Raw genomic sequence first — 24,940 nt, 5'->3', positions numbered from 1 at the left:
GAGCCGATGGTACTGCGGTAAAACGTGGGAGAGTAGGTCGGTGCCAAATCTTAAATCAAGCCCTTGCTGGAAACAGTCAAGGGCTTTTTTGCGTTTCATTGGTTCACTGGTTCATTGGTGTTCGGTTGGATACCGTACCGTTCGGGTGTTCGGCACTGAACGCTTATATGGTTTATAGACAGTAGGTTAAGTGTTCGGGCAATCATAGAACATGCAATTCACAGGCTGATCAACGCCTCCGTTCGCAGGCATAGCCATGTTATAATCCATCAATCTTCAGAATAGCACAGCGGAATAGGGGTATCCCTGCCGGCACCTCGTCGGCTCCTTATCTGCCACCGTTAGGTCGCCATCGCCTACCTTAATGCCGTCAATATGTACCCTTCGGGTACCGGGGTTTGGGTGTGGGCTGTTTTTGGCGGGGGCTGAGTGGGAAAATCCATCTTGTTATATTGGTAATTTCTGTTAACAGAATTGCGGCGGGTAAGTACCCTGTCGCGACAGTGCATTTGAAGATATAGAACCGAACCAGGCGTTATAAGGATGATTGTTTTGAGGTTTACGTCTGGTACCTCAGCTCGGCCGGTTCGGCGGCTGTTTCGGCAATAAAAAAGCGGGTTTTAATATCGTCGCGGTGCTTAAAAAGCGTTAAATGCTCGCCCGTTGCCAGGCGCTTTAAAAATATCGAAGCCACCGTTTGGGTGGTATCAAAACCATCGGGCAAATCGGGGAAACTGGTTTTATCCATACTTACCGGGCCGGTATAGCTCATGTAGGTTTCCGCGCCGCTTATCCCAAACCCTTTAATAGCCTTAGCATCAAGCTGCTGCACCTGGTTACCCGTTTTCTCAACCTTAAAGTCGACAAGTATGGGCGATTGCTGCCAGTCGCGGTAATTAATATACCCTTTTACGGTATCGCCGTTATTTTTTAAAATATAACCCGCATGATAGTTTGATTGTGCAAAAATAGCCAGCGGAAAAGCTATTAACAGGATAAGGCAAAAAGGCTTCAAATACATAGTGCGACTTGGTTCAGACGCCAAATATAACATAATTCTGTTGCGTATCATGTGCTGCGTGTCGCCAATTTAAAAGCAACCAACCCGCCGGTGAAACTAAAAAAGTCTTGCTACCTGCTACTTACTACTTGATACTAAAACTCCCCATCCCCGCACACAAGCCCAAAAAAATCTTGCTACCTGATACTTACTACCTGATACTAAAACCCCATCCCCGCACACAAGCCAAAAAAGTCTTAACTCTTGATTCTAACCTCTTGAATTCTTCTTCCGGGCGTTCCCTGCGGGCCGGGCTTTACATTCATACGCCTGCAGGCATTACGCTCGTGGGCCGGTACCCATTTCAATCCCTAACGCAAACGCCGGGAAATTGTAAACCTAAGGCCTCCCAATAGAATCCAGGTTTGCACGCGGGTACACCGGCCTGCCGCAGCATTAAAGGTTGCTTTTCTACAGCATATGCAACAAAGTCGAACGAATTTGCAACATATGAGTAGGTGTTTTCTTTGGTCGACTAAGTTTATTTGTAGAGAAATAAATGACACTTATGGTTAATTAATTAACTGAATTGGTGGTATTTATTGCTCTTAATTTAAATAATCAAAAAAACAAAAACCATGAAACACAAACAGTATGAAGTTGATCCGGAAATGACCAACAGTTTAATCGAAACCATCAATCATCCTAACTTTAAAAAGTTTATTTCGGATATCGAGGCGCAGCCCGAAGCAGAGCGGCTTGATTATGCCCGTAAAATTACTAATATCGATGAAATGAGAAAAAGGCATATTCCCATCAACGAGAAATTCAGGATCACGTTACGCACTTTTGAAGATCCCTCACATCCGCTGGCATCATTTGATTATAACCCCGCTAAAGATGATGATGCCTTAAGGATAGGAGGCACGCATACCATTTGTGGTTCTGTTGGCTATATTGCCTGCGCTACCTACGGTTACTCGTGGCCTGCAACCGATACACCTCAATAACCTAAATTTTTTTTTGACATATGACACAATCCTTAGTAACGTACACCGAAGACGAATTAAAAAGTGTTTATGCCGAGCTGATCTCTTTTTACAACGATGAACCGTTTCAAAAAGTGGTTGCCGAACTTTTTTCAATACCCGATAGAAGCGGGCGCTTTGAATTTGTAAAAGAGCAACTGATAAACAAGGAATATTTGCTTGCAAAAGGTGTTGATGTGCCTGAAGACATCATTGTTCAACGGTCGTATTTTTACGATAACCGCCCAACATTATTTTGCCTTACCAAATACCTGCAGGATAAAAAAAGAAAAGTGACGATAACTATCGACGACGGCGCTTTTTAATGCGGCGCTGGTTTTTGCCGGCTAAATGCAACGCCAGGTTCACTTGAGCCTGGCGTTTTGTTGTTAACTGACGTTTTGAGGCGTTAGCGAACCAGGCGAAAGTATGGCATATTCGCGTGCGCTATCGGATGGGAGCGTTGTTGATAAGATCGGCCATAGGTTGACAAGCTAAAACGGTTTACAAATTGCCCACCTTTTTGCTTACGCACGTGTGTCGTTATCCAATTGCCGGTATCGAACTGGAAAATATATACTGTGTCATGGCGTTTACCTATCAGTAGCACACACGAAACGGATAGGTCAGCATAGGATAAAATCGGTGATAGCCTGGGATGCTAAAACGATTTATAAATTGCGCACGTGTTTCAACCTGTGGGCAGTGTGATAACACCGACCAGAAGCTAAATGAAACAACAAGACTCACAATTACATTGGTATATGAGAGGATTGGAAATGGGGAATAAATAATTAAATTGAATTATGAAACAGTATTTAACCGAAGAGCAGATTAAATCCAACGTAAGACTTGGCAAATCCATAGAACAGTGGTTAGGTTTTACCGGGGAAGATGATTGCGTGATACTTAAATGGTTAAGGATCGATAAGGAGAAAAATCAAGGCTATTCAGTATCATATTTTGAATCCTTCGACGAAGGAAATGAAGACTTATTAGACATTTACGAGTTTTTATTATTAGATCCTGATGAGCCTTTCGGAGTAATAAATACGTTTGCATCAATAGATGAAGCCTTGGAATTCGCAACTCAAACATATAATGCATCAAATACTAAATATGTTTCGGCTGGAATGATTCAAGAAGAGTATAGGGATTATCTTAACCGATAATTGTAAACTATAAATAATATAACACAGAATGCAAGAGCTCACTATGCGCACTACCGCGTAGATAGCTACCGCAAGCGTTTTGTCGCTGCCGCAAGGCTCCAGCCTTGTGGCCCGCTGATAGGTAAACGCCATGATAAGTAATGAATATGCAAATCCCGGATGTTTAATTTCATCCAGGATTTTGTATTTTAAACAGAGCATAAGAGTAATAGAAGAACTTAAGGTTAACAACAAACATTGTTGATTGTCCTAAAGGCACGGCGTAAACTTAGCATGTGGGCCACAAGGCTGGAGCCTTGCGGCAGCGGGGGGGGGGACTCGTTCGATTGAATCTAATTAAGCACTTATTTTACTTCTAAAAGCTTGTTGTTTAGCAACGCCGCTAATTCGCAGCCGATACGTGGCCATCTCAACGCTTGAATTAAAGTGATGAGCAATTTGTTCAACTGTATAGCCCCGCTTTAATGCCCATTGCAGGCCTGGTCGCGCTATTTGAAGAGTAGAGCCAAGACAAATTGCTTCTTCTTCCTGTAACTCATCAAAATGTCTCATACCTAAAGGTATATTGAAATCGTAGATGTCCAGTGATTGTTTATGCTCACATATAGCATGTGCTAATTCATGCATTATATCACTTTGTTGCCGAGCTTGAGAATGGTATGGATTGTGAATTATGATTCTATTGTTCGCGCGGGTAACCATCGTTAATGCGCTCCAGCCAAAATTCTCATTAGAAAGTTTATCTATCTCATTAGGCAAATTCAAAAACTCGGTAGCACTATAAATAGGTATATTTAGGTGCTCGGCAAGTTTAAAAGCGCAAAGAGGTGCACAAGGGTGTATGGACATTTTTGTCCGAAACTCTACTGATAACCTTTCAGCTTTTGCTTTAAAACCATACTTGAGTAAATCTTTGCCCGCCACGTCAATATTATTTTGAATTATAAGCCATATCAATCATTTTGACAAGCATATCAACAGTTTCTTTGTTCAACTCCTTATCTGCGCGAAGATGAGCGACTACACGTTCTTGATTTGACGACTCGTTATCAGACTGGCCGATGATGAAAAAATCAGTCGATACTTTGAGCCATTTACATATACTTACAAAAGTATCTACATCAGGAACTCTGCCTTGTTCTATTCGTGATAATGTGGGAGCGCTAACAGTCCCAATTTCTGCCGCAATTGCTCGCAAGCCCTTGTTACCTCTTTTTGATTTGAGCATATCTGCCAACTTCGATGTATCGAGTACAGTACTCATATGTTGATAACTTGCATAAATGTGTTAGTAATTAAACAAATGTTTCACTTGTGATACATATCTGTTTTGTATCTTTGATGAAACGAATGTATTAATAAAACAACATTCGGTGCAAATAAATTTCAATAAAAATTAACTGTTACGAAATGAACAAAAGAGTGTATGTTGAACGCCGTGATCAGGGTGATTACGCCGTTAGAAGGCAAGGTTCTCAGAGAGCATCGGATGTTTTACCTACCCAGGGGGAGGCGATTGAAAGAGCGCGGGAATTAAATCCCGGTCACTCTCCAAATGTAGAACGGGTTCGACATACGAGTGTCGGCAAACCTGATCAATGGAGAAAAGCTTAATTGGAGGCAAATGGTTAAATTAAGTATCGATGTTTTATAACATCAATACTTTTTACCATGGTCAATGTAGGGATTATAAATTATTATTTGTAATACCTTATGGATGATAGAAGTTGAGCTAATCTTTAAATAAGTGATAATGGAAAAAGACAAAACTGCATTTAAGATTCTATCGATAGATGGTGGCGGTATCAAAGGTCTATATAGTGCAACTATATTGGAACACCTTGAGAAAAAACATGGTCAGATATCCGATTATTTTGATATGATATGTGGCACTTCTACGGGTGGGTTAATTGCGTTGGCTTTGGCACAAAAAATACCTATATCAACAATATGTAAAATGTATCAGGATAAAGGAGGTGTGATTTTTCCAACACAAAGCAAGATAGCAGGAATTTTAAAGCAAATTATGTGGAAGGGAAAATATAGTGACAAGCCTTTAAAAGATGTGTTGACAAGCCTTTTTGGTGATGCTAAAATTGGCGATAGCTCAAATTTGCTTTGTATACCGTCCTATAATTTTACTAATGCTATTCCAAGAGTTTTTAAGTTTGACCATAATCACTTGCCCGGCAGAGATAACAATCTCTCTTGCGTAGACGTTGCATTGGCAACATCAGCAGCACCGACTTATTTCCCCCTTTGTGAAATTGAATCACTTGACAATCGACAGTTCATAGATGGCGGAGTATGGGCTAACAATCCTACAATGGTCGGGGTAATTGAAGCATTAACATATTTTGTTGGAAAAGATAGAGATTTTGACTCAATTGAAGTATTATCTGTAAGTAGTTTAAATAATGCATCCGGTAAGCCACTTAACTTGAAGAGGGAACGGTCTTTTTTACAATGGCGTAATGATTTATTTGAAACCTCATTGATAGGACAAAGCTATTTTACCAACTACATGATGGAAAAGCTTTGTGAGCTGAACAATATAAATATTAAATACATTCGTATACCATCCGAAACAATATCAGCAGAACAACAACATCTTGTACAACTGGATTGTGCAACTCCCCACGCTATAAGATTTATTAGAGGAAAAGGTAATGACAGAGGCTTCCTTGTTCAAAATGATCAAAATATAGCTAAGTTTTTTAAAAGTCGTAAACATTTTAATATCAACTAAATGGCTAATTGTCATAATTTATTTCAAGATTATAATGGTAAAATCAAACTTTCTGATGCCAAGCGAATAGAATTGATAACCGTAAGAGATGATTTGCGAGCAAGGATCATTAATGGCTACAATTTATTTAGCCACGCATTAGCTCAGTACCATCGCATAGAGTTTCAAAGCCAAGGCTCATTTGTCATGGATACAATCATAGTACCTATCCACGATGATTACGATTTAGACGATGGGGTTTATTTCATAGGCAACATATCTAAAGAACAGAGGCCTGCCCCGGCAGTTTTTCATGAATATGTCATCAGAGCAATTGATCACGGGTATGATGATATTGAAAAAATTGTTGATAAAGAAACTTGTGTAAGGGTAATCTATAAAAAAGGGTTTCACGTTGATATCCCCATCTATTATGCAGATAATTTGGACCATCCAGACCTTGCAAATAAAGCTTTAGGATGGATATTAAGTAACCCAATAGAATTCATCGCATGGTTTGAAGATAAAATACAGTCAGGCTTCAAAAAATCATACCTCTTAGAAGCTGCAATGTATGATGAGTACCGCAGATGGATAACCGACATTCGCAAGCAAGATCATCAATTGCGTAGGATTGTACGATATCTTAAAAGTTGGGGGGATTTACGCAGAGAGGAAATGCCCTGTGGTTTGATTATGACTATCCTTGCTACTAACCATTATCATCCGCACGAACGGGACGATATAGCTTTAAAAGAAACGTTGGTAAATATGCAAGCTTCCCTACAACGAAAATTTGAATGTACACGTCCTACTACGCCAAAGGGAGAAGATTTGCTCGGGAATTATAAGAACAAAGATGCTTTTATGAACTACATCGGACAGTTTATCGAAAATGCAAAAAAGGCTCTTGAGGAACCAAACCAAAAAATAGCATGTGGCCACTGGCAAAAAAGCTTGGGGGACAGGTTTTCTTGTGAGAATTCTATAAATAGTACAAGTTTTAATATTGGCTCTGCCGGCTTAGCGGCTGGTGCTGCAAGTTCAAGGCCATGGGGGAAATTGGTTTATTAATGGGGTATGAGTTGTTTCTTGCTCAAATACCTGCCGTGTTAAATAAATACCCTAAACTCTTTCAAATTGAAAGAGATGGGAAATCCATTTTAGCAGGGGAAATCGATGTTGTAGACAGAAACGACAAATTTTGGGAAACATACAATGTTGAGATATTTTGTAGTGATGGTTTTCCAAACAGATTTCCTAACTTATATGAAGTAGGTGGCAAAATACCAAAGATAGCAGATTGGCATATATATGAAGATACTTTATCTTGTTGCGTTAAAATTTTGCCTGAGGAGATTTTGCGATGCATCAAAGGTATCTCATTAGAACAATATGTGACGGAAGTAGTATTACCATACCTCTTTAATCAAACGCATCGAAAAGTAGAAGGGTATTATGTAAATGGCGAGTACAGTCATGGTAGTTTGGGGTTTTACGAGTACTATTCGCAACTCTTGAAGACAGGGAATTTAACTCAAATTGCAAGGCTTTTACATGGTATCGCTACGATACTTAAACCTGATAGAACGAGTTTGTGCTTTTGTGGTAGTGGGATAAAATATCGTTATTGCCATAGAAAGAGTTACGAAAAACTCGCCCCCTTGGGAACAGAATTACTAATCGAACACGCAGTGAAGTTTTACAATATTTCTAATAAATTATGATAAAGCGTGGTGGCCTGTGTTGGCAATCTTGGTTAGTAATTTGGTGGGGCATTAAAAAATGTAAAGTTTATTTTGGATGGGTCTACTTATCTAATTGAGTTCAACAAAATGAAATATGGTCAATCACAATTTATTAGATCGCGTACTTACTTAAACCCTTCTTAAAAACATTCCTATTATGCCATTCCACATTCCCTAAATCAGGATAATAAACTTCGTGGTTAGGCAATTTAATAGGCGTACCATGCAGATGTTTCAGGCTGTAGGGATGTTCGGCATCTTCAATAATATGGGCCGATACCATTACCCGGTAATTGGCGTCGATGCTGATAAGTCCACGGTCGAAGGCGCGGTGCAGGTTGGGGCAAAGGGCAATGCCGTTGCTAACCTTATCATCGTGAGTAATGCTAAAGGGTACAATGTGGCAGGCATCGATAAAATTATGCCCAAAGGAAGATGCCAGGCGCATGCCGGTAATGCAGCAGGTGTTGTTGTAAACTTTGGGGATCAGTTTTTTAAACAGGCCGCCGCGTACAAACTCGTCTTCCTCGGTTTCAATTTTTATTTTGCGGTATACGGGTTCGGGTTCGTTTAAAACGTAGCCTTCCAGGGCATGCAGGTAACCATAGCCGGTTTGCTTGCTTTGCAGGTAATTGGCTTTGGTGCCGGGGAAATAGGTATCTAATAACAGGGCTTTGATGGCAGTCCGCGAAACGGCATCCTGCAATAACAAATAAACTTCGGGCGAGAAATAGCCAAAATTTAACACATTGGCTAGGGTGTTTACGCTGCCTATGTAGGCGTTTATCTGGCAGCCCGGTTTGGCTTGCAGAAACCAGAATGGCTGGCCGTTAAATTTTTCGTTTTGCAGGTGGTAAAAGGGCAGGGTAAAGTCGGGCGTATTGAGGGTGGTAACCAGCAAGCGCCAGTTTTCCTGGAAAGTGCCCACAAGGTCGGTATCGACAAATAACTGGTTGTTGGTTATTATTCCTTTTTCAAATAACTCCACCATGGTAACTAACAGCACAGGTTTGTGCGGTGCCTTGCCATAAGCGGTATTACCACGGTTTAACCGTGCTAACTTGTTAAGGAATTGGGTTAGTAATGACAACGGTGTTTATTATATGTGAAAATAGAAAATTTTGTATGGCAGCATATCGTGATACAATAATTTAATAAAACGTTTGCAAATAGCGTTTGATTAATGATATATTTATAATATAAACCACTAACTCCTTATACCTAAATAGTCACAATGAAAAAAAAACACTTTTTGCTGCTCAGCTTTTTTACCGCGTTACTCTTAAATGCATATGGTCAAGACCAGATGATTATGAAAAACGGCAACGAGATACAGGTAAAAGTACTTGAAGTATTACTCGATGCCATAAAATATAAAAAGTGGGACAATTTAGATGGCCCATCTTATACGGAAGATAAAAGTAATGTTTTCATGATAAAGTACAAAAACGGCAGCAAGGACGTGTTTAATCAAACATCCCCTGTTGCTGTTGCACCTGTGCCGACATCGGCAGAAGACGAGAAAAAAGCCATGGCAGTTGAAATGGTAAATAACTATTATAAGAATTTTTTTGGGAACGATCCTACTCATAGTTACAACTTAATTTCATTTAAAAAAACCAATGGCATTATGCGTAATGTGATGGGGCAATACGTATATGAAATTGATTTTGAGATAACGATACAAACGCAACGAGGCGGGTATAAGACAGGGAATGGGATGGTAGGATATTGGCAGGATTTTAGTTTATCACCGCAAAAACCAGATCTATATGCAACGGGGCAACAATTTTTGTATGATGTTAAATTTGTGCCCGTAGGTACCGTTTTGGTTTTTACAGGTGAGATTACCCTTGAAAGTTCAGATAATGGGTATCAGATTAAAAAAAGACATATCAGTACTGTAAAAGATCTGGGTGTAAGGAGTGTATCAAATATCGCCGCACAACAAACTGAAAATGGAGCTGCACCTGCTGTATCGTACACCGCCCCACCCGTAAATTTGACAAATGTGTTAGGTAGAATGATAGCCGATGAAAAAAATTACATTGTTAAAGTAAAAAGCATTGATGTTACCGATGCTGCTACCAATGCTAATTATGTAATATCTAAGTTGGTTAAATTTTTGGCGAATGATAAAATTCTTGATCGTACCCTGGAAGGTTTGGCGGATACGTTAAAATTAGTTGCAAAAGTTAACCTGTCAAGCCGGGATTATTCTACTAATACCAAGTTGGCTTTTTTTACGGATGCCGTTGTTGAGTTATCATTTTTAAATACAAAAACCAATCAGACAAGCTGTTTTAATAGTTTTAAATTAACAAATTTTAGCCTGTTGGCCACGGCATACTCTTCAAAGCAGGAATCAGAAAATGCGTTTGTTAACTCAGAACTAATACCAACAATAGGGATTTATTTGATAGGAAGTTTTCCAATTACAGGAAGCATCACTGAAATTACGGAACGAAATAGTAAAAAGGATGAGGCTAAATTGGTTAAGATAAATATAGGCAGAAACCAGGGGTTGATGGATAACTTTGAATTATATCTGCCTGATGTTGGCCGAACAAAAAATTTCGACCTCATAATAAAGGAGTTATATCCGGATTATGCTATTTGTAAGGTTAAAAACAACAGTAAAACGATAGCGACAACTGTTGATATGGGAAAAATTGTAAAAGTAAAAACATATTATTTACCCACTGATAAATAATATGTTCATCCACCTTGTTCTACTCGTTACCCAAATGATGATGCATAAAACCAAACCTTCTTTGCCTGTATCATACTACCGGGCCGACGAATATTTGCGCTCTCCCCCAAAGCTGGCGCACGCGTATCGCGTGTGCCCCGATGATAGGTAAACGCCATGCTTAGTATTGAAAAATGCAAATCCCGGATGTTAAGTTACACCCGTTTTTTAATTTACCCGCAGCTCGCGTTAAGGATTGCAGTGAAAAGCCCGCAGCGCGCAGGCCCCGGCTGCAAAGGCATGGCGAGGACTTGTAACGTAAAGCCTGACCGCCGCTTCTACCAGCGGGGGTAACGCCATTATTTTAATTTCGAAAGGAAGTACTAAATGCTTACTCGCCCCAAACCCTAATACTTAAAATCAAACGGAACAGGGCTATACGTGCTTTCGCTGCCATTGTGCGTTAATGCCGAACTGTGCGGGATACTCCTCCGCCCTTGTTGATATTCCTCCCCGCACTTTGTTAGAGTTGTCCTCCAACAAACTCGTTACCCGTTATAACGTCGCAGAAAACCGAACCCTCTTTGCCAGTATCGTAATACCGGCCGACGAATATTTGCGCCCTGTGCTCTTGCCACTGCGGCTGATGTGCCGCCCTTTCATGGCTATTTGGTTGGTGTATTTTAATCGATGGGCTATGCCCATCGCAGGCGGATATTGCCCTTTCAGGGCTGGCCAGGGGCGTTGCGGCATATTTTTAGTACCCAGGTAAATTTTTGAATTTTCCCGGCCCTGAAAGGGACTAATCTCTCAGCACCGGGCATCGCCCTGTGCTGTTTGGTTGGCATGGTTTAATCGATGGGCGATGCCCATCGCAGACGGATGTCGCCCTTTCAGGGCTGGGCAGGGGACGCCGGTGTGCTGTCTTTCTTTCAGAATTTTGCGAAATTTTAGGGTTATACATGACGTGTTCGGGGGGCATAAACCTTCGGTTGAACGCCGGCTACGACTCACCCCGGCTACGCTTCGCTGGCCGACCCTCTCTCCGGCTGCGCCGCAAAGAGGGTTGAGGAAAGAAAAATAATTTTTTGGCCCCTCTATGCGCGAAGCGGAGGGGCAGACGGGCTACGCCCGACCACCCTCTCTTCACCTGCGGTGGAAAGAGGGGCTTGAACGTTCAATATCAATATATTATAGAAAAAATAAATAATAAATTTTCAAGCCCCTCTTTCCGGCGAAGCCGAAGAGAGGGTGGCCAGCGCAGCGTTGCCGGGTGAGTCTTCGCCGCCATGCGATACAACCCACTCAAAACTGCAAACTACTTCACCACCGTTACACTGCCCGATAGCGCCTTCTTGCCGTTTTTCAGGTTTACGATGTAGTAATAGGTGGCGGGCGGAACGGGCTGACCGTTGAAGGTACCGTCCCAGGAGGTGTTATAGCCGGCAGAACGGAATATCCGCTGGCCGTACCGGTTAAATACTTCTACCGTGTTTTGGGGGTAGGCGCTTAAGCCGGTGATGGCCCACAGATCGTTGCTGCCATCGCCATTGGGCGAGAAGCTGTTGGGGATGCTGATATCAACCGGAACCGCCGACGGGTTTACGGTAATGGAAAACTGAACCGGCAAACCGGGGCATTCGTTATCGCTCAAAATAGCCATAAACCTGCCACCGGACTGAACGGGGATTTGTTGGGTAACCGCGTTGGTAGCCGCGTTGATGACGGATATATACGGCGAAAGGGAATTAACCACATAAACCTTGCTGCCATCGCTGTTGGTGGTGATGCCTGCCGGGTTTTGGCCTACATCAATAGGGGTTACAATGCTGCGGCTGAGGGTGTTGATGACGATGACTTTTTTGTCGTTAATCAGGGATACGTAAAGCCTTGCGCCATCGGGGCTTATGGCCAGGCAATTGGCGGCCGTGCCAACATCTATTTTATACAGGATACGCCTGGCGGCAATATCTATTACGGCTACATCGCGCGAGTTATAATTGGCCACGTACAGCGTTTTATTATCCGGGCTGATGATAATACTGTTGGGCGTTGTGCCGGTAATGATGGCATATTCAAAATAACCGGTGGCGGTATCATAAAACTGCACCAGGTTTGAGCCGGCATTGATGATGTACAGTTTTTTACCGTCGGCGCTGATGGTTAAATCATACGGGGTATCGCCCGTGGTAACGGTTTTTATAACGGCGTAATTAGCCGTGCTGATGGTGGTTAACTGGTTGGTGCTGCCATCGGTAACATATAACTTACTGCCGTCGGGGCTTATGACCATGCCAACAGGATCAAACCCGGCCGGGAAGGTAGTGACTACCTTATTGGTGACGGTATTGATTACGGCTATGGTATGCGAGCCCTCGTTTTCTACATACAGCAGGCTTTTATCGGGGTTAAACAACAGCCGCTGCGGGCTGGAGTTTGCAGGCATCCCTTCGGTAATAACCTGCTCGGTATTGCCGGTAATGGTATTGATAAGCGAAACCGAGTTGGCCGGGCTGTTGGCTGCATAGGCATAGCTTGCCGGCGCCGGGGTAACGGTAATATGTGCTGTAACAGGCGCAGCACCCGTGTTTACGGCTGTAAACGAAGGTATACCCTGGTTTCCGCTGGCGGCCAGGCCGATGCTGGTGTTGTCATTTGTCCAGCTGAAGTTGCGGGCGGTGCCGGTGAAAATAACGCCCATGGTAAGCTGTCCGTTTTGCAGGGTTTGATCGGGAATTGGGCTAACCAGGGGCAGGGGGTTAATGTGCCCGGTTACTCTTGCCGTTTGCGTTACATCGCCGGAAGTTAGCGCGACATCGCCCGAAATATTACCCGCTACCGCCTGTGCCGATGAACGTACATAAACCACCTGGCTGGATATTAAGCCGGATGTTTGCGTAAGCATAACACTTGCGCTAAAAGTGCCATCGGCAGTAAGCGATACCTCGAAATCTGCGGGTGCTGTAACCAGTACATCGGCAGATAAGCCGCTTGCCGAGACCGTAAATTGCTGAATGGCCGGACTTGCAGACGCGGTACCGGCGCAGGCAGAAATAGCCCCGGTTACCTCGCCAATGATAAGCTGTGGCGTGGCGGTTTCGGCCTGGTGTGATATTTTAAATAAAATAGGGTTTACTGGTTTGCCCGGCCGCGCCCAAACTCCTGTAATTACAAGAAACAGGGATACAATTATTAACAGGATAGGCAGGTGTTTTTTCATATAACTTCGTCGCCGGAAAATTAAAACGAATGTTAAACGCTGTAATCTATGCAAATATAGGGCTATCCTGACTTACCTGGTAAAGCTTGGGCATACAAACACTGTTTTTAAAGTTTTTCTTTTAAAACATGGGTAGCTTAAGCAATTAAAATCCATTTATTCCTGCATCATCTGCTATATTCATTTTTTTAGTACTTAATTGTATTATTTTATTGCTATTAAATACAATTAAGTACTATATTTGTTTATTCAATAATTGGTTTATCCCCAACGATAATCCATATTTACATAAACAATCATTTAAGTGATTTTGAACGATACTACCAACATTGCTGTTATAGGCTCGGGTTTTGCCGGGTTAAGTGCTGCTGCGTACCTGGCCAAAGCCGGTTACCAGGTGGATGTGATTGAAAAAAATTTGGTAACTGGTGGCAGGGCAAGGCAGTTAACTACCGATAACGGGTATATGTTTGATATGGGGCCAAGCTGGTACTGGATGCCCGAAGTGTTCGAAAAATTCTTCGCCGACTTTGGCTGCAAACCGGCAGATTTTTATGAACTACAGCAACTGGATCCCGGTTTTACGGTAGTGTTTGGCAAAAATGATGTATTGGCCATACCTGCCGATTTTGATGCTTTATGCCGGCTGTTTGAATCGATAGAAACGGGTAGCGCGGCGCAATTAAAGGCGTTTTTGGCCGAGGCCGCTTATAAATATAAAACAGGGATGGATAAACTGGTTTACAAGCCGGGTTTGTCGCTTACCGAATTTTTGGATTGGGACCTGTTTAAAGGTGTTTTTAAACTGCAGGTGTTCACCGCTTTTAGCAAGCATGTGCGCGGGTTTTTTAAAAACCCCAGGCTAATTGCGCTTATGGAGTTCCCGGTATTGTTTTTGGGCGCCATGCCCCAGGATACTCCGGCTTTATACAGCCTTATGAATTATGCGGGCCTGCAGTTGGGTACCTGGTACCCAAAAGGTGGTTTTGGCAAAGTAATAGATGCCATGCAGCAAGTTTGCGCATCGCAGGGGGTAAAATTTAAAACCGGTACTGCGGTTACTGCTATCAGGGTTGATAAAAACCGGATTTCGGCCGTTGTTACCGGCGATGACAGTAAGGCTTATGATGGCGTTATAGCCGCCGCCGATTACCACCATGTGGAAGAGAAGCTGCTGGAGCCCCGGTTAAGAAACTATAAAGAAGCTTATTGGGATAAGCGGGTGATGGCGCCATCGAGCCTCATTTTTTACCTTGGCGTAACCTGCAAAATTGACCGCCTTGACCACCACACCCTTTTTTTTGATGCCGACCTTGAACAACACGCGGTGGAAATATATAAGGAACCGCAATGGCCGTCGAAACCGCTTTTTTATGTTTGCTGTCCTTCAAAATCGGATGATGCCGTGGCGCCGCCCGGTCACGAAAACCTGTTTATCCTGATGCCGCTTGCGCCGGGAATTAAGGATGATGATACCCTGAGGGCCAAATATTTTGATTTGATTATGGATAGACTGGAAGATTTTACGGGCATGGCTATCCGCAAACAGCTTGATTATAAAAAAAGCTATTGCGTAAATGATTTTATGGCCGATTATAATTCATACAAAGGGAATGCCTATGGGCTGGCCAACACGCTGATGCAAACGGCCAACTTAAAACCATCCATCAGCAACCGCCGGGTAAATAATTTGTTTTATGCCGGGCAGCTTACCGTGCCGGGCCCCGGTGTGCCGCCGTCAATCATATCGGGCAAGGTTTCGGCCCGTCAACTGATCAACTACATCAACCAAAATAAATGAAAGCGACATTCGACAAGTTATCTGCCACATGCAGCAGGGAAACTACCCGGCTGTATAGTACCAGTTTTTCGCTGGGCATCTATTTTTTGAAGAAGGAGCTGCGGGCGCCCATTTACGCCATTTATGGCTTTGTGAGGCTGGCCGACGAAATTGTAGATAGTTTTCATGAGTACCCCAAAGCTGCCTTGCTGGAAGAATTTAAGGAAGAAACTTTCCTGGCCATTAGCCGCGGCATCAGCATAAACCCGGTGCTTAATTCGTTTCAGCAGGTGGTTAATAAGTACCGCATTGAACACGGCCTTATAAGGCAGTTTTTAAAAAGTATGGAAATGGACCTGGCCGCACAGGAATATACACCGGATAAGTATGAAGAATACATCCTTGGATCGGCTCAGGTGGTGGGGCTGATGTGCCTGCATGTGTTTACCAACGGCAACGCTGCCGATTTTGAGCGGCTGCGCCTGCCGGCTATGAAGCTGGGGTCGGCTTTTCAAAAAGTAAATTTTTTGCGTGATATCAACGCCGATTACCGGGAACTTAACCGCACCTATTTTCCGGAGGTAAACCTGTCTGCTTTTTCTGATAGTGATAAAAAGGCTATTGAGGAGGATATACATCGCGAGTTTAATGAGGCCCTGGCCGGTATCAGGCAGCTGCCGCGGTCATGCCGGAAAGGGGTTTACCTGGCCTATGTTTATTACAGGCAGCTGTTTCGTAAAATAGCCAATGTACCGGCCGAAAAAGTATTGGACAAACGGATCCGGGTATCAAACGGGCATAAATTTTGGCTGATGTTTGATTCGCTGGTGCGCTACAAGTTAAACGTGTTATGAAGCTTGCCCTATATATTACGCTGATGCTTCCCTTACTTAGCCCGCAGCAGCAGGGGCCGCCGCTAAAACAGTTGCGGTCGCTTTACAGGTATGCGGTAACCGACAAAGACTCGTCGGCAAAATTGCTGCAGCTTACCACAACAGTTGATAGCAGCGCGGCGCCTATACTGAGTTGTTACAAAGGTGTGGCCCAGGTTTTACAGGCCAGGTTTACCGGCAGCCCTTTCAGTAAGTTCAAAAAATTCAACGCTGGTAAATTAATAATGGAAAACGCCATAGTCCGCGATACACTGAATGTAGAGATGCGGTTGTTGCGTTACAACATACAGGCAAATGCCCCGGCGTTTTTAGGATACAATGGTAGTTTGCAAAAAGACGGAGCATTTTTAAGGGCCAACCGTTACAAACTTGATGATACCGATTTAAAACTGATGGTAAATAAAGCTTTGGCGGCCCCCAAAAGCAAATGATAATTTAATACAGGTACGATGGAAGAGCGTGTTATTTTGGTTGATGATGATGATAACCAGGTGGGTACCATGGAAAAGATGGAGGCCCACCTGAAGGATAAAAAGCACCGTGCATTTTCGGTATTTGTTTTTAACCTCAAAGGCGAGTTGCTGTTGCAGCAACGGGCACTGGATAAGTACCACTCGGGCGGTAAATGGACAAACACCTGCTGCAGCCATCCGCGGCCTGGTGAGGATACACTTGAGGCTGCCCATCGCCGCTTGATGGAAGAGATGGGTATGGATTGCCCGCTAAACCACGTTTTTAGTTTCAGCTATCGCTCGGTATTGCAGGCAAACATTGTTGAAAACGAATATGACCACGTATTTTTTGGCGTAAGCAATACAGCGCCCAATCCATCGCCCGGCGAGGTAGAAGCCTACAGGTACATCAGCCTTGAAGACCTTGCCCGGGAGCTGTATGAACATCCTGCCGATTATACCGAATGGCTAAAGATATGCTTTGAGCAGGTGCGCGCAAATTATTACCAATAACCCCAATTAATCTGCAATAATGAACGCTCTAATTATCATAATCACTTTTATGGGCATGGAGGGTGTTGCCTGGCTCACCCACAAATATGTAATGCACGGTTTGTTATGGGTATGGCACCGTGATCATCATAAAAAAGAACAGCCCGGATACCTGGAAAAAAATGACCTGTTTTTTCTCATCTTCGCTATACCGGGTATCAGTTGCCTGGCTGTGGGTACCTTAGGAGCTATGCCGGTTTTTACTTGGGTGGGTACCGGTATAACGCTTTATGGTGCCTGTTACTTTTTTGTGCACGATTTATTTATACATCAGCGCATCAAAGTATTGCGCAACTCGCAAAACAGGTATTTAAAGGCCATTCGCAGGGCGCATAAAATGCACCATAAGCATATTGGGAAAGAAGAAGGCGAATGTTTTGGCATGCTATGGGTTCCTCTTAAATATTTCCGCGAAAACAAAAACAGTCAGCCCGCATGAAAAACACTTATCTGTTGATTGATTTTTTTTCAATCCTGGTACCTTTTCTGTTTTCGTTTCATCCAAAGCTAAAGTTTTACAAAAGCTGGCCGGCCTTTTTTCCGGCAGTGCTTATTACGGGTTTGCTTTTTATTGGGTGGGACATGTATTTTACGCACCTGAAAATATGGGGGTTTAATCCGGCTTACCTTATCGGCATAAATGTTGGTAACCTGCCCATTGAGGAAGTGCTGTTTTTTGTATGTATTCCTTATTCCTGTGTTTTTTCTTACGTGTGCCTTAATATGCTCATCAAAAAAAATATACCAAAGGCGCTGGAATCTGCCATTAGCATTGCCCTGGTAGCTTCATCGGTTTTTATGGCGGTGTTTTTCAGGAATTTAAGCTACACAACCTTCACTTTTACGGCGCTGGCCATCCTGGTTTTTGTAGCAAGGTTTGTTTTGCAGGTAACCTGGTTACCCGGTTTTTATGTGAGTTACCTTATATTATTATTGCCATTTTTAATTGTGAACGGGTTGCTTACTGGCACAGGTTTGCAGCAGCCGGTTGTTTGGTATAACCCGGCACAAATGCTCAATATCCGCATCCTGACCATACCCGTTGAAGATGTTTTTTATGGTATGGACCTGATACTTTTAAACGTAATAATTTATTCATGGATAGGGGATAAGCAACGCCGCCACAATGAACTTGCTAAAAAAATGGCGCCAGTTATAAACCTGGGTTGAATTGTACACCGAACACTCAAATATATTAATGATAAACAACGATACTTTAATTAAAAACGATAGGGGCAACGATTTTGCCGATGCTGCACTGGAACATGCTGGTTCGGCATTTGATACACCTTTGCGCAGCGACGCTTTTGAGCTTGACGATGAAACTAAAATAGAATTGATTGAAAAGCATTTTGCCGGCATTATGCATGTGTTAGGCATGGACCTGGACGATGATAGCCTGAAAGATACGCCTAAGCGGGTTGCCAAAATGTATGTTAAGGAGATATTTAGCGGCTTAAACCCGGCTAACAAGCCTGTGCCCACGCTTTTTAAAAACCCATTTAATTACAACCAGATGCTGGTTGAAAAAAATATAGCGGTATTTAGCAATTGTGAGCATCACTTTGTGCCTATTGTGGGCAAAGCTCATGTTGCTTATATCAGCAACGGGCAGGTAATTGGCTTGTCAAAACTTAACAGGATTGTTCAATACTGCTCGCAAAGGCCGCAGGTACAGGAAAGGCTTACGATACAAATTGCAGGCCTGATAAAAGAGGCACTGGGGACAGAAGATGTGGCGGTAATAGTAGATGCTTACCACCATTGCGTTTCCAGCCGGGGTGCAAGGGATACAGGCAGTACAACTATTACGGCCGAGTACAGCGGCAAATTCCTTAATCCCGAAACAAAAAATGAATTTCTTAAACACATAGGCTCATGAATTTTCATGGCAAAAATATTGTGGTAGCGGGCGGCAGCTCGGGCATCGGGCTGGCCCTGGTTAAACAGCTTAGCCAGGCCGGGGCACAGGTTTATGTTATCTCCAGGAACCTGTCTGCCAGTTTGCCGCAGGGTGTTAAGCACCTGGCAGCTGATGTTACCGGCAATCTGGAAACTGCAGCCACTTTTTTTCCCGAAGTATTGCACGGCGTAGTTTACGCTGTTGGCAGCATCAATTTAAAGCCATTCGGCAGGCTTACCGATGTTGATTTTTTGAATGATTACCAGCTAAACGTGGTAGGTGCGGCCCGGGTTGTACAGCAGGCGCTAAAAGCGTTAAAGGCCTCGGGTTCATCATCTGTAGTATTTGTAAGTTCGGTAGCGGCAAAAACAGGTATGCCATATCACGCCAGTATAGCGGCAGCTAAAAGCGGGCTCGAAGGGATGGCCCTGTCCTTGGCGGCCGAACTGGCCGGTCAAAAAATAAGGGTAAACGTTGTTGCGCCATCGTTAACAGATACCCCCATGGCGCAAAACCTGTTAAGTACCCCCGAAAAAAAGGAAGCATCAGCAAAAAGGCACCCCATGGGTAAATATGGGCAGCCCGAAGATATTAGCCAGGCCATTGCTTTTTTATTGTCGGACGATAGCAGCTGGATAACGGGCCAGGTTATAGGTATTGATGGCGGATTGGGTAAATTGAAAACAAACTGATATGGCAAGTATTAATAGCGGGCAATTTGCGGCTATGGAAAAACGGTACCGGGTTAACCTGGTAAATAGTTTAAACGGCTTTAAATCGCTTAACCTGTTGGGTACCATTAACCCCAATGGTATAACCAACCTGTGTTTGGTTAGTTCGGTTTTTCACCTTGGGTCAAACCCGCCGTTGTTCGGTATGATCATCCGGCCCGAGCGCGAACATAATGATACCCTGCGTAACATTAGCCAGGTGGGGCAATATACCCTTAACAATGTGCTGCCGGCATGGTACAAGCAGGCGCATCAAACCAGTGCAAGCTACCCGTCTGGCGTGTCGGAATTTGACGAGTGCGGATTTAAAAAAATGTATAGCCGGGGTTTCCTGGCACCCTTTGTTGCAAACTCCACCTTGCGGATGGGGCTCGAACTGCGGGAGATGACAGAGCTGGCAATAAATGGCACTACCATGGTGATAGGCGAGGTAGTATTACTAATGGCCGATGATAGCCTGATAGCCGATGACGGAACGGTGAATCATGTTGCCGCGGGCACCATGACGGTGTCTGGATTGGATAGCTATTACCTGCCGCAGCCTTTGGGCCGCCTGGCGTACGCAAAACCGGGTGTTCAACCTAAAGAAATAGAATTATAAACGGGCAAATGAATGGCTCGATTAATGCAGCAATGAAGAGCAGAAGGCTTGCAGCAGGAGCTATTATTCAATCAATGAATTAAAATGAGTGGGCACCATACTTATACCAACGAGTTTTTGAACGGCAAAAGATTGCTGGGCGACCAGCCTGCCGATGCGTTTATTGCCCAGGCTTTTAAGGATGCCGGTTTGAAAAAGGATTTGCAGCTTTGGTTAAGTGGTGCCGCGGGCTATAGCCGGTTAACTGAGCAATTTCCGGGTGTGGCATTCATAAATGAAGCCAATTGTTTGCCGGCATGGGCCAGTCCCAGGCTAATGAAAATCGGGGCTGCTTTTTTTGCAAGGCATGCCGAAACTATTATGACTTTGCTGGGCCTGCTTTCGCTTCCGTATTGTTACACCGCTGCCAATGGCGCCATGGTGCTCTATCTTTCGGAGCGGATGAGAAATGAAACCAGTAAAAGACTGCACGAAACCGCAGTATTTGTTTGGGAAATAATGGCGCCCGGCGCTTTTGCAGGCGATGGGAATGGTTTTACCGAAATACTGAAGGTAAGGCTAATGCATGCCGCCGTACGCTACTATACGCTGCAAAGCGGTAAATGGGACGATGCCTGGGGATTTCCTATCAACCAGGAAGATATGGCCGGTACTAATCTTTCGTTTTCCCTAATCGTTATCCGTGGTCTGCGTCTTATGGGCTTTACCGTGAGTGAGGCCGACCAGGAAGCCTATATTCACTTATGGAATGTTATCGGCTATTTATCAGGCCTTCAGGAGGATTTAATCCCCACAACCTCAAAAATGGCCCAGCTGCTTGACCATACCATTAATGCCCGCCAGTTTTGCGTTTCGGAACATGGCCGCCGGCTTACACAAACACTTACAACACATATCGTATCGGTTAACGAGGGTAAAGCCACAGCCAAAGAGATACTTGGGCTAATGCGTTATTTACTGGGTGCTGATGTTGCCGATATACTGGGCATTGATGCGCCTGTTTTGCCCGCTTATAAATTAACGCTGTTGCGCACTATAAATTTGTTCAAAGGCTTTAAGCCCGAAAAAGATCCGCAAACGGCTTATAGTAGAGCCTATTCGGAGTTCAAAAAGCAGAAAACAGCATAACAAGATAAAACTTATAAATTTGGCAACAAATGGTAGTAACCGGTAAATAGAAAAATCATGAAATCATACAAACTCATTCATCAATTGATAAGCCTTGTAGAAGAGATGGAGAAAGAGCATAAAGGCGATGAAGTTTCTATTCAGGATTTTACCGGTTTTTTACTTAACCATGTAGCCGACCCAACAGACGAATATGTTAATGGTGATGTCCGTTTTGGTAAAAGCGAAAAAATGGCTCTTGAAGTGGCGTACCAGCTTGATAATAATATAGGCAGGCTGTTTGTTTTCATGAGCCGTTATGCCAAATTCTATATTAAAAAAGCGCTGGATGGCACCCCCCTGCAAACCGCCGAGGAATTTACCGGGCTGGCTATTTTGCTTACGCATGATCATTTAACAAAAAGCGAGTTGATTAATTATAACCTGCAGGAAAAAACATCGGGCACAGAGGTGATCAGGAGGCTGATAGCTGCTGGCCTGGCCAGGCAATGGGACAACCCTGAAGACAAACGCGGCAAATACGTGGGTATTACCGATAAGGGCAAGCAGTTATTATACGAGGTTTTTGTGGATACCAGCTATGCAGGCAAAATGATAACCGGCAAACTCAGTATTCCCGAGAAACTTACGCTGCAGCACCTGCTTCAAAAGCTGGAAGATTTTCATTATGAACATCATGAAAAGAAAACCATCAGCACAAAAGCCGATATGAAAGCATTTATTGAAGAGGGCGTTGATTAAAAATCAAACCTAACGTTTTGTGAAGCCATATGGAAAATAGCACCTCAATCATCTCGCCAGCCGAACTTACCGCGTTATTGTTATTGGCAAAGCAAGCCGGCGCCGGTATTTTAACAGTTTACAATACGCACATCGAGGTAACGCTGAAAGATGACTTGTCGCCCTTAACGCTGGCAGATAAGGTATCACATGATATTATTACCGAAGGTTTAACCGCGCTTACTCCCGATATCCCTATAATTTCTGAAGAAGGCAAGGATATTCCCTATGAGACCAGGAAAAATTGGGAGTACTACTGGTGTGTTGATCCGCTTGACGGCACCAGGGAGTTTATTAAACGCAACGGCGAGTTTACCGTGAACATTGCGCTTATGCATAACAATATCCCCGTTTTAGGCATCATCTACGTACCGGTAACCGATGTGCTTTATTATGGAGGTGAAGGGATTGGCAGCTGGAAAGAAACAGCCGAAGGCGGAAAAACGCAAATTTATGCCGACGTGAACGCGAAGGAATGGATATCTGTAGGCAGCCGGTCGCATGCATCAGCTGAGGAAGCGGAGCTGCTGGCGCGATACCCTGTTTCGGCTACTATTTCCATTGGCAGTTCCATTAAGTTTTGCCTGATAGCCGAAGGTAAAGCCCATATTTACTACCGCCATGGCCCCACCATGGAGTGGGATACCGCCGCCGGCCAGGCCATTGCCATTTATAGTGGCGCCGTAATGACCAGGCCCGATGGTCAGCCATTTGAATACAACAAACCATCGTTATTAAACGGAAGTTTCCTGGTGAAGGTAGGATAGGGGAGAATATTAACCAAATCGATTTGCCAGGCGAAAGCTGTAAAGGATAATTGGAAAGTAGATAGGGGATTGAAAAAACGGTAAGTACATATTGAGCGATTGAGTTTAACGTTTTTCCAAATCCTGCACATTAAGGAAACTTATAAAAGTTTATCGGTGCCATACAAAGCCATCTCCAGGCTGTTATCTAAGTTATAGATGTCGGTAAGGCTTATCAGTTCACCATCTTTTATTTCGCAGGTTAAATAAGTGATTTTGATGGGCATGGCTTTCTTAAGGTAGATGTTTTGCTTAAAATAAGTGTTCAGCCCTTTATCCAGTACCTTGATCTTGTCGGCCGAGTCGTCATTTTTTAATAAAAGTATTGCAAACCGGCGTGCTTGTTCAATGCGGATACAGCCGTTGCTTAAAGCCCGGTTCTTTTTGGCAAATAACGATAGCTGCGGGGTATCATGCAGGTATATTTTATAAACGTTATCAAAACGGAATACCACCAGCCCAAGCGCATTGTCGCAGCCGATGGTTTGCCTGGCATAGTATTGCGTGGGGTTGTTTTTTATTTTGGTTAGGTTCGCCGGGGTTGGGTCAATAAAGTCGCCGGCCTGGCTATATATGCCGTAATTGTTATTGTTAAGGTACGCGGTATCATTAATAGCGTTTGGCAATACGGTGCCGGCGAACATTGCTGCAGGAACTTTCCATTCGGGGGCAGTTGTTAAATAGTTAACGGCGCTTTGCAGGGTTGGTGTTGGCGTTTCTGGCCTGCCTACAATAACTTTAAAACTACAGGTCGAATCTTTAATATGCAATTTTAAAGTGTACGATGGAATATTGATATGTATGTAATACCTGTCGCCGGTATTTATCCATCTCAGTCGTTCCATATTAATGGCAATCTTGCGTTCCTGCGCTTGCGGAAGCTCGTAACAATTATTTTGGCGGAGGCCTTCAAGCAGGTAAAGTTTTCGGCGCAGGTCTGCGTATTCAGGCATGGCAGGCTGAACTGCAGCTATGGCTGTTATTAATTTTTTTTGCAGCAGGGCAAGCGTCAGTGTTTTATCGGCCATGAAGGCCGCATCGGTCAAAGCGTCAATTTTGCTTGCCGGGTACTCGGGGTTTAGCTTTCCGTAATGCAGGTTATTAATCAGGTTAATGATGGCATCCGTCAGCATAATATCAAACATGGCCTGTTGCTGAATTCGCACCTTTTTTGGGGTATCCAATATGTTATGTAATTGGTCATTAATCAATTCTTTAGGATGGTAGTCGGCATGCGAAAGTCCGAATTGCAAAACGCAATCAATCATTTGCATGGCTTGCCAGGCTGGCCCTTCATAGTTTTGCGGTTTTATCCACACCGGCATAAAGCCCGTTTGTGTATATAAGCGGCTTACCGATTTGGGGTAGTATAATTGCAGCCTTACATCCTTATCGGCTAATTGCTTTTGAATCTCGTTGCCTAAGCTATCAACAGGGTTAATGTTATTGTTGAACGCAAATGCACTTTCAACGCGGGCACCTGATAGCATGAACATGGTTATGCCTGCCAACAAAATGCACTTGGTTAAATTCGATTTCATGCTAATGGGATTATAGCGTAAAAATGGATGATTGAACGCCCTTAAATAATGACTTTGGGCATGTTTAATTTTGATTTTAAACACGATAAAACTCCGGGGAAAATGAAAAATACCCACATAAGCAGGCACTCAAACTGTTAATAATAAGGCTTCAATTAGGTTGTAATAGCGTTATTAAACTTGTG

The 24,940-nt window shown here is 43.6% G+C and carries 26 protein-coding genes; 20 read left to right on the top strand and 6 right to left on the bottom strand.

Annotated elements, in window-relative coordinates; genetic code table 11:
* Positions 1 to 559: 559 nt before the first annotated feature.
* The gene (locus BMX56_RS28625) at positions 560 to 1,072 is read right to left on the bottom strand and encodes a hypothetical protein (RefSeq protein ID WP_143065558.1); all 513 of its coding nucleotides are present in this window, start codon (positions 1,070 to 1,072) and stop codon (positions 560 to 562) included.
* A 566-nt stretch (positions 1,073 to 1,638) separates the two neighbouring features.
* Here BMX56_RS28625 and BMX56_RS28620 point away from each other — a divergent pair.
* The 3 genes from BMX56_RS28620 to BMX56_RS28610 all read left to right on the top strand — a co-directional run bounded on the left by BMX56_RS28620 (position 1,639) and on the right by BMX56_RS28610 (position 3,200).
* Positions 1,639 to 2,010, top strand: a complete 372-nt coding sequence (locus tag BMX56_RS28620; protein ID WP_090653145.1) for a hypothetical protein — start codon at positions 1,639 to 1,641, stop codon at positions 2,008 to 2,010.
* Between the two features lie 20 nt (positions 2,011 to 2,030).
* The gene (locus BMX56_RS28615; protein WP_090653144.1) at positions 2,031 to 2,354 is read left to right on the top strand and encodes a hypothetical protein; all 324 of its coding nucleotides are present in this window, start codon (positions 2,031 to 2,033) and stop codon (positions 2,352 to 2,354) included.
* Positions 2,355 to 2,834: 480 nt separating this feature from the next.
* On the top strand, positions 2,835 to 3,200 hold the full coding sequence (locus BMX56_RS28610; RefSeq protein WP_090653143.1) for a hypothetical protein: 366 nt from the start codon (positions 2,835 to 2,837) through the stop codon (positions 3,198 to 3,200).
* A gap of 336 nt (positions 3,201 to 3,536) precedes the next feature.
* Here BMX56_RS28610 and BMX56_RS28605 read toward each other — a convergent pair whose 3' ends face one another.
* Positions 3,537 to 4,124: an ImmA/IrrE family metallo-endopeptidase gene (locus BMX56_RS28605; RefSeq protein ID WP_143065557.1), complete on the bottom strand. Its 588-nt coding sequence runs from the start codon at positions 4,122 to 4,124 to the stop codon at positions 3,537 to 3,539.
* Between the two features lie 7 nt (positions 4,125 to 4,131).
* Positions 4,132 to 4,464, bottom strand: coding sequence for a helix-turn-helix domain-containing protein (locus BMX56_RS28600; RefSeq protein WP_090653141.1), 333 nt, complete (start codon positions 4,462 to 4,464; stop codon positions 4,132 to 4,134).
* A gap of 146 nt (positions 4,465 to 4,610) precedes the next feature.
* On the opposite strand from BMX56_RS28600, the gene BMX56_RS30720 reads away from it, so the two are divergent.
* The 4 genes from BMX56_RS30720 to BMX56_RS28580 all read left to right on the top strand — a co-directional run bounded on the left by BMX56_RS30720 (position 4,611) and on the right by BMX56_RS28580 (position 7,655).
* On the top strand, positions 4,611 to 4,814 hold the full coding sequence (locus BMX56_RS30720) for a DUF2188 domain-containing protein (RefSeq protein WP_090653140.1): 204 nt from the start codon (positions 4,611 to 4,613) through the stop codon (positions 4,812 to 4,814).
* A 139-nt stretch (positions 4,815 to 4,953) separates the two neighbouring features.
* Positions 4,954 to 5,949: a CBASS cGAMP-activated phospholipase gene (locus BMX56_RS28590; protein WP_090653139.1), complete on the top strand. Its 996-nt coding sequence runs from the start codon at positions 4,954 to 4,956 to the stop codon at positions 5,947 to 5,949.
* Positions 5,950 to 7,002, top strand: coding sequence for a cyclic GMP-AMP synthase DncV-like nucleotidyltransferase (locus tag BMX56_RS28585; RefSeq protein WP_090653138.1), 1,053 nt, complete (start codon positions 5,950 to 5,952; stop codon positions 7,000 to 7,002).
* Positions 6,981 to 7,655: an SEC-C metal-binding domain-containing protein gene (locus tag BMX56_RS28580; RefSeq protein ID WP_143065556.1), complete on the top strand. Its 675-nt coding sequence runs from the start codon at positions 6,981 to 6,983 to the stop codon at positions 7,653 to 7,655. The genes BMX56_RS28585 and BMX56_RS28580 overlap by 22 nt, the downstream gene beginning before the upstream one ends.
* Positions 7,656 to 7,788: 133 nt before the next feature.
* On the opposite strand, the gene BMX56_RS28575 is transcribed toward BMX56_RS28580, so the two are convergent.
* Positions 7,789 to 8,766, bottom strand: coding sequence for an HNH endonuclease (locus BMX56_RS28575; RefSeq protein WP_218152508.1), 978 nt, complete (start codon positions 8,764 to 8,766; stop codon positions 7,789 to 7,791).
* Between the two features lie 372 nt (positions 8,767 to 9,138).
* Between BMX56_RS28575 and BMX56_RS28570 the strand changes: the two genes are divergently transcribed.
* Complete coding sequence (locus BMX56_RS28570; protein ID WP_143065555.1) at positions 9,139 to 10,389, top strand: hypothetical protein; 1,251 nt, start codon at positions 9,139 to 9,141, stop codon at positions 10,387 to 10,389.
* Positions 10,390 to 11,686: 1,297 nt separating this feature from the next.
* Here BMX56_RS28570 and BMX56_RS28560 read toward each other — a convergent pair.
* Positions 11,687 to 13,588 (bottom strand): T9SS type B sorting domain-containing protein, encoded by a 1,902-nt coding sequence (locus BMX56_RS28560; protein WP_090653134.1) that lies wholly within the window; start codon positions 13,586 to 13,588, stop codon positions 11,687 to 11,689.
* Between the two features lie 310 nt (positions 13,589 to 13,898).
* Here BMX56_RS28560 and BMX56_RS28555 point away from each other — a divergent pair, with 310 nt between their 5' ends.
* The 12 genes from BMX56_RS28555 (at position 13,899) to cysQ (ending at position 23,175) form a co-directional block, all read left to right on the top strand.
* Positions 13,899 to 15,389, top strand: coding sequence for a phytoene desaturase family protein (locus BMX56_RS28555; RefSeq protein ID WP_177183954.1), 1,491 nt, complete (start codon positions 13,899 to 13,901; stop codon positions 15,387 to 15,389).
* A complete protein-coding gene (locus tag BMX56_RS28550) occupies positions 15,386 to 16,222 on the top strand; it encodes a phytoene/squalene synthase family protein (protein ID WP_090653133.1) in 837 nt (278 codons plus the stop codon). Before BMX56_RS28555 ends, BMX56_RS28550 begins: the two co-directional genes overlap by 4 nt.
* The gene (locus BMX56_RS28545) at positions 16,219 to 16,692 is read left to right on the top strand and encodes a hypothetical protein (RefSeq protein WP_090653132.1); all 474 of its coding nucleotides are present in this window, start codon (positions 16,219 to 16,221) and stop codon (positions 16,690 to 16,692) included. Before BMX56_RS28550 ends, BMX56_RS28545 begins: the two co-directional genes overlap by 4 nt.
* Positions 16,693 to 16,710: 18 nt before the next feature.
* Positions 16,711 to 17,226, top strand: coding sequence for an isopentenyl-diphosphate Delta-isomerase (idi, locus tag BMX56_RS28540; RefSeq protein WP_090653131.1), 516 nt, complete (start codon positions 16,711 to 16,713; stop codon positions 17,224 to 17,226).
* Positions 17,227 to 17,245: 19 nt separating this feature from the next.
* The gene (locus BMX56_RS28535) at positions 17,246 to 17,704 is read left to right on the top strand and encodes a sterol desaturase family protein (RefSeq protein WP_090653130.1); all 459 of its coding nucleotides are present in this window, start codon (positions 17,246 to 17,248) and stop codon (positions 17,702 to 17,704) included.
* Positions 17,701 to 18,435, top strand: a complete 735-nt coding sequence (locus tag BMX56_RS28530) for a lycopene cyclase domain-containing protein (RefSeq protein ID WP_090653129.1) — start codon at positions 17,701 to 17,703, stop codon at positions 18,433 to 18,435. Before BMX56_RS28535 ends, BMX56_RS28530 begins: the two co-directional genes overlap by 4 nt.
* Before the next feature lie 28 nt (positions 18,436 to 18,463).
* Positions 18,464 to 19,147 (top strand): GTP cyclohydrolase I FolE, encoded by a 684-nt coding sequence (folE, locus tag BMX56_RS28525; protein WP_090653128.1) that lies wholly within the window; start codon positions 18,464 to 18,466, stop codon positions 19,145 to 19,147.
* The gene (locus tag BMX56_RS28520) at positions 19,144 to 19,860 is read left to right on the top strand and encodes an SDR family NAD(P)-dependent oxidoreductase (protein ID WP_090653127.1); all 717 of its coding nucleotides are present in this window, start codon (positions 19,144 to 19,146) and stop codon (positions 19,858 to 19,860) included. The genes folE and BMX56_RS28520 overlap by 4 nt, the downstream gene beginning before the upstream one ends.
* 1 nt (position 19,861) lies before the next feature.
* The gene (locus BMX56_RS28515; RefSeq protein WP_090653126.1) at positions 19,862 to 20,500 is read left to right on the top strand and encodes a flavin reductase family protein; all 639 of its coding nucleotides are present in this window, start codon (positions 19,862 to 19,864) and stop codon (positions 20,498 to 20,500) included.
* A gap of 84 nt (positions 20,501 to 20,584) precedes the next feature.
* Positions 20,585 to 21,628, top strand: coding sequence for an oxygenase MpaB family protein (locus tag BMX56_RS28510; RefSeq protein WP_090653125.1), 1,044 nt, complete (start codon positions 20,585 to 20,587; stop codon positions 21,626 to 21,628).
* A 57-nt stretch (positions 21,629 to 21,685) separates the two neighbouring features.
* On the top strand, positions 21,686 to 22,369 hold the full coding sequence (locus tag BMX56_RS28505) for a MarR family winged helix-turn-helix transcriptional regulator (protein WP_090653124.1): 684 nt from the start codon (positions 21,686 to 21,688) through the stop codon (positions 22,367 to 22,369).
* Positions 22,370 to 22,398: 29 nt separating this feature from the next.
* Complete coding sequence (cysQ, locus tag BMX56_RS28500) at positions 22,399 to 23,175, top strand: 3'(2'),5'-bisphosphate nucleotidase CysQ (protein WP_090653123.1); 777 nt, start codon at positions 22,399 to 22,401, stop codon at positions 23,173 to 23,175.
* Positions 23,176 to 23,315: 140 nt separating this feature from the next.
* Here the strand turns inward: cysQ and BMX56_RS28495 are convergent, their stop codons facing one another.
* Positions 23,316 to 24,755 carry a L,D-transpeptidase scaffold domain-containing protein gene (locus BMX56_RS28495; protein WP_090653122.1) on the bottom strand — a complete coding sequence of 480 codons (1,440 nt, stop codon included), beginning with the start codon at positions 24,753 to 24,755 and terminating at the stop codon, positions 23,316 to 23,318.
* Between the last annotated feature and the right edge of the window lie 185 nt (positions 24,756 to 24,940).

It is taken from the genome of Mucilaginibacter sp. OK283 (genome assembly GCF_900110415.1).
Lineage (GTDB): Bacteria > Bacteroidota > Bacteroidia > Sphingobacteriales > Sphingobacteriaceae > Mucilaginibacter.
This window is presented reverse-complemented; position numbering and strand designations above follow the sequence as displayed.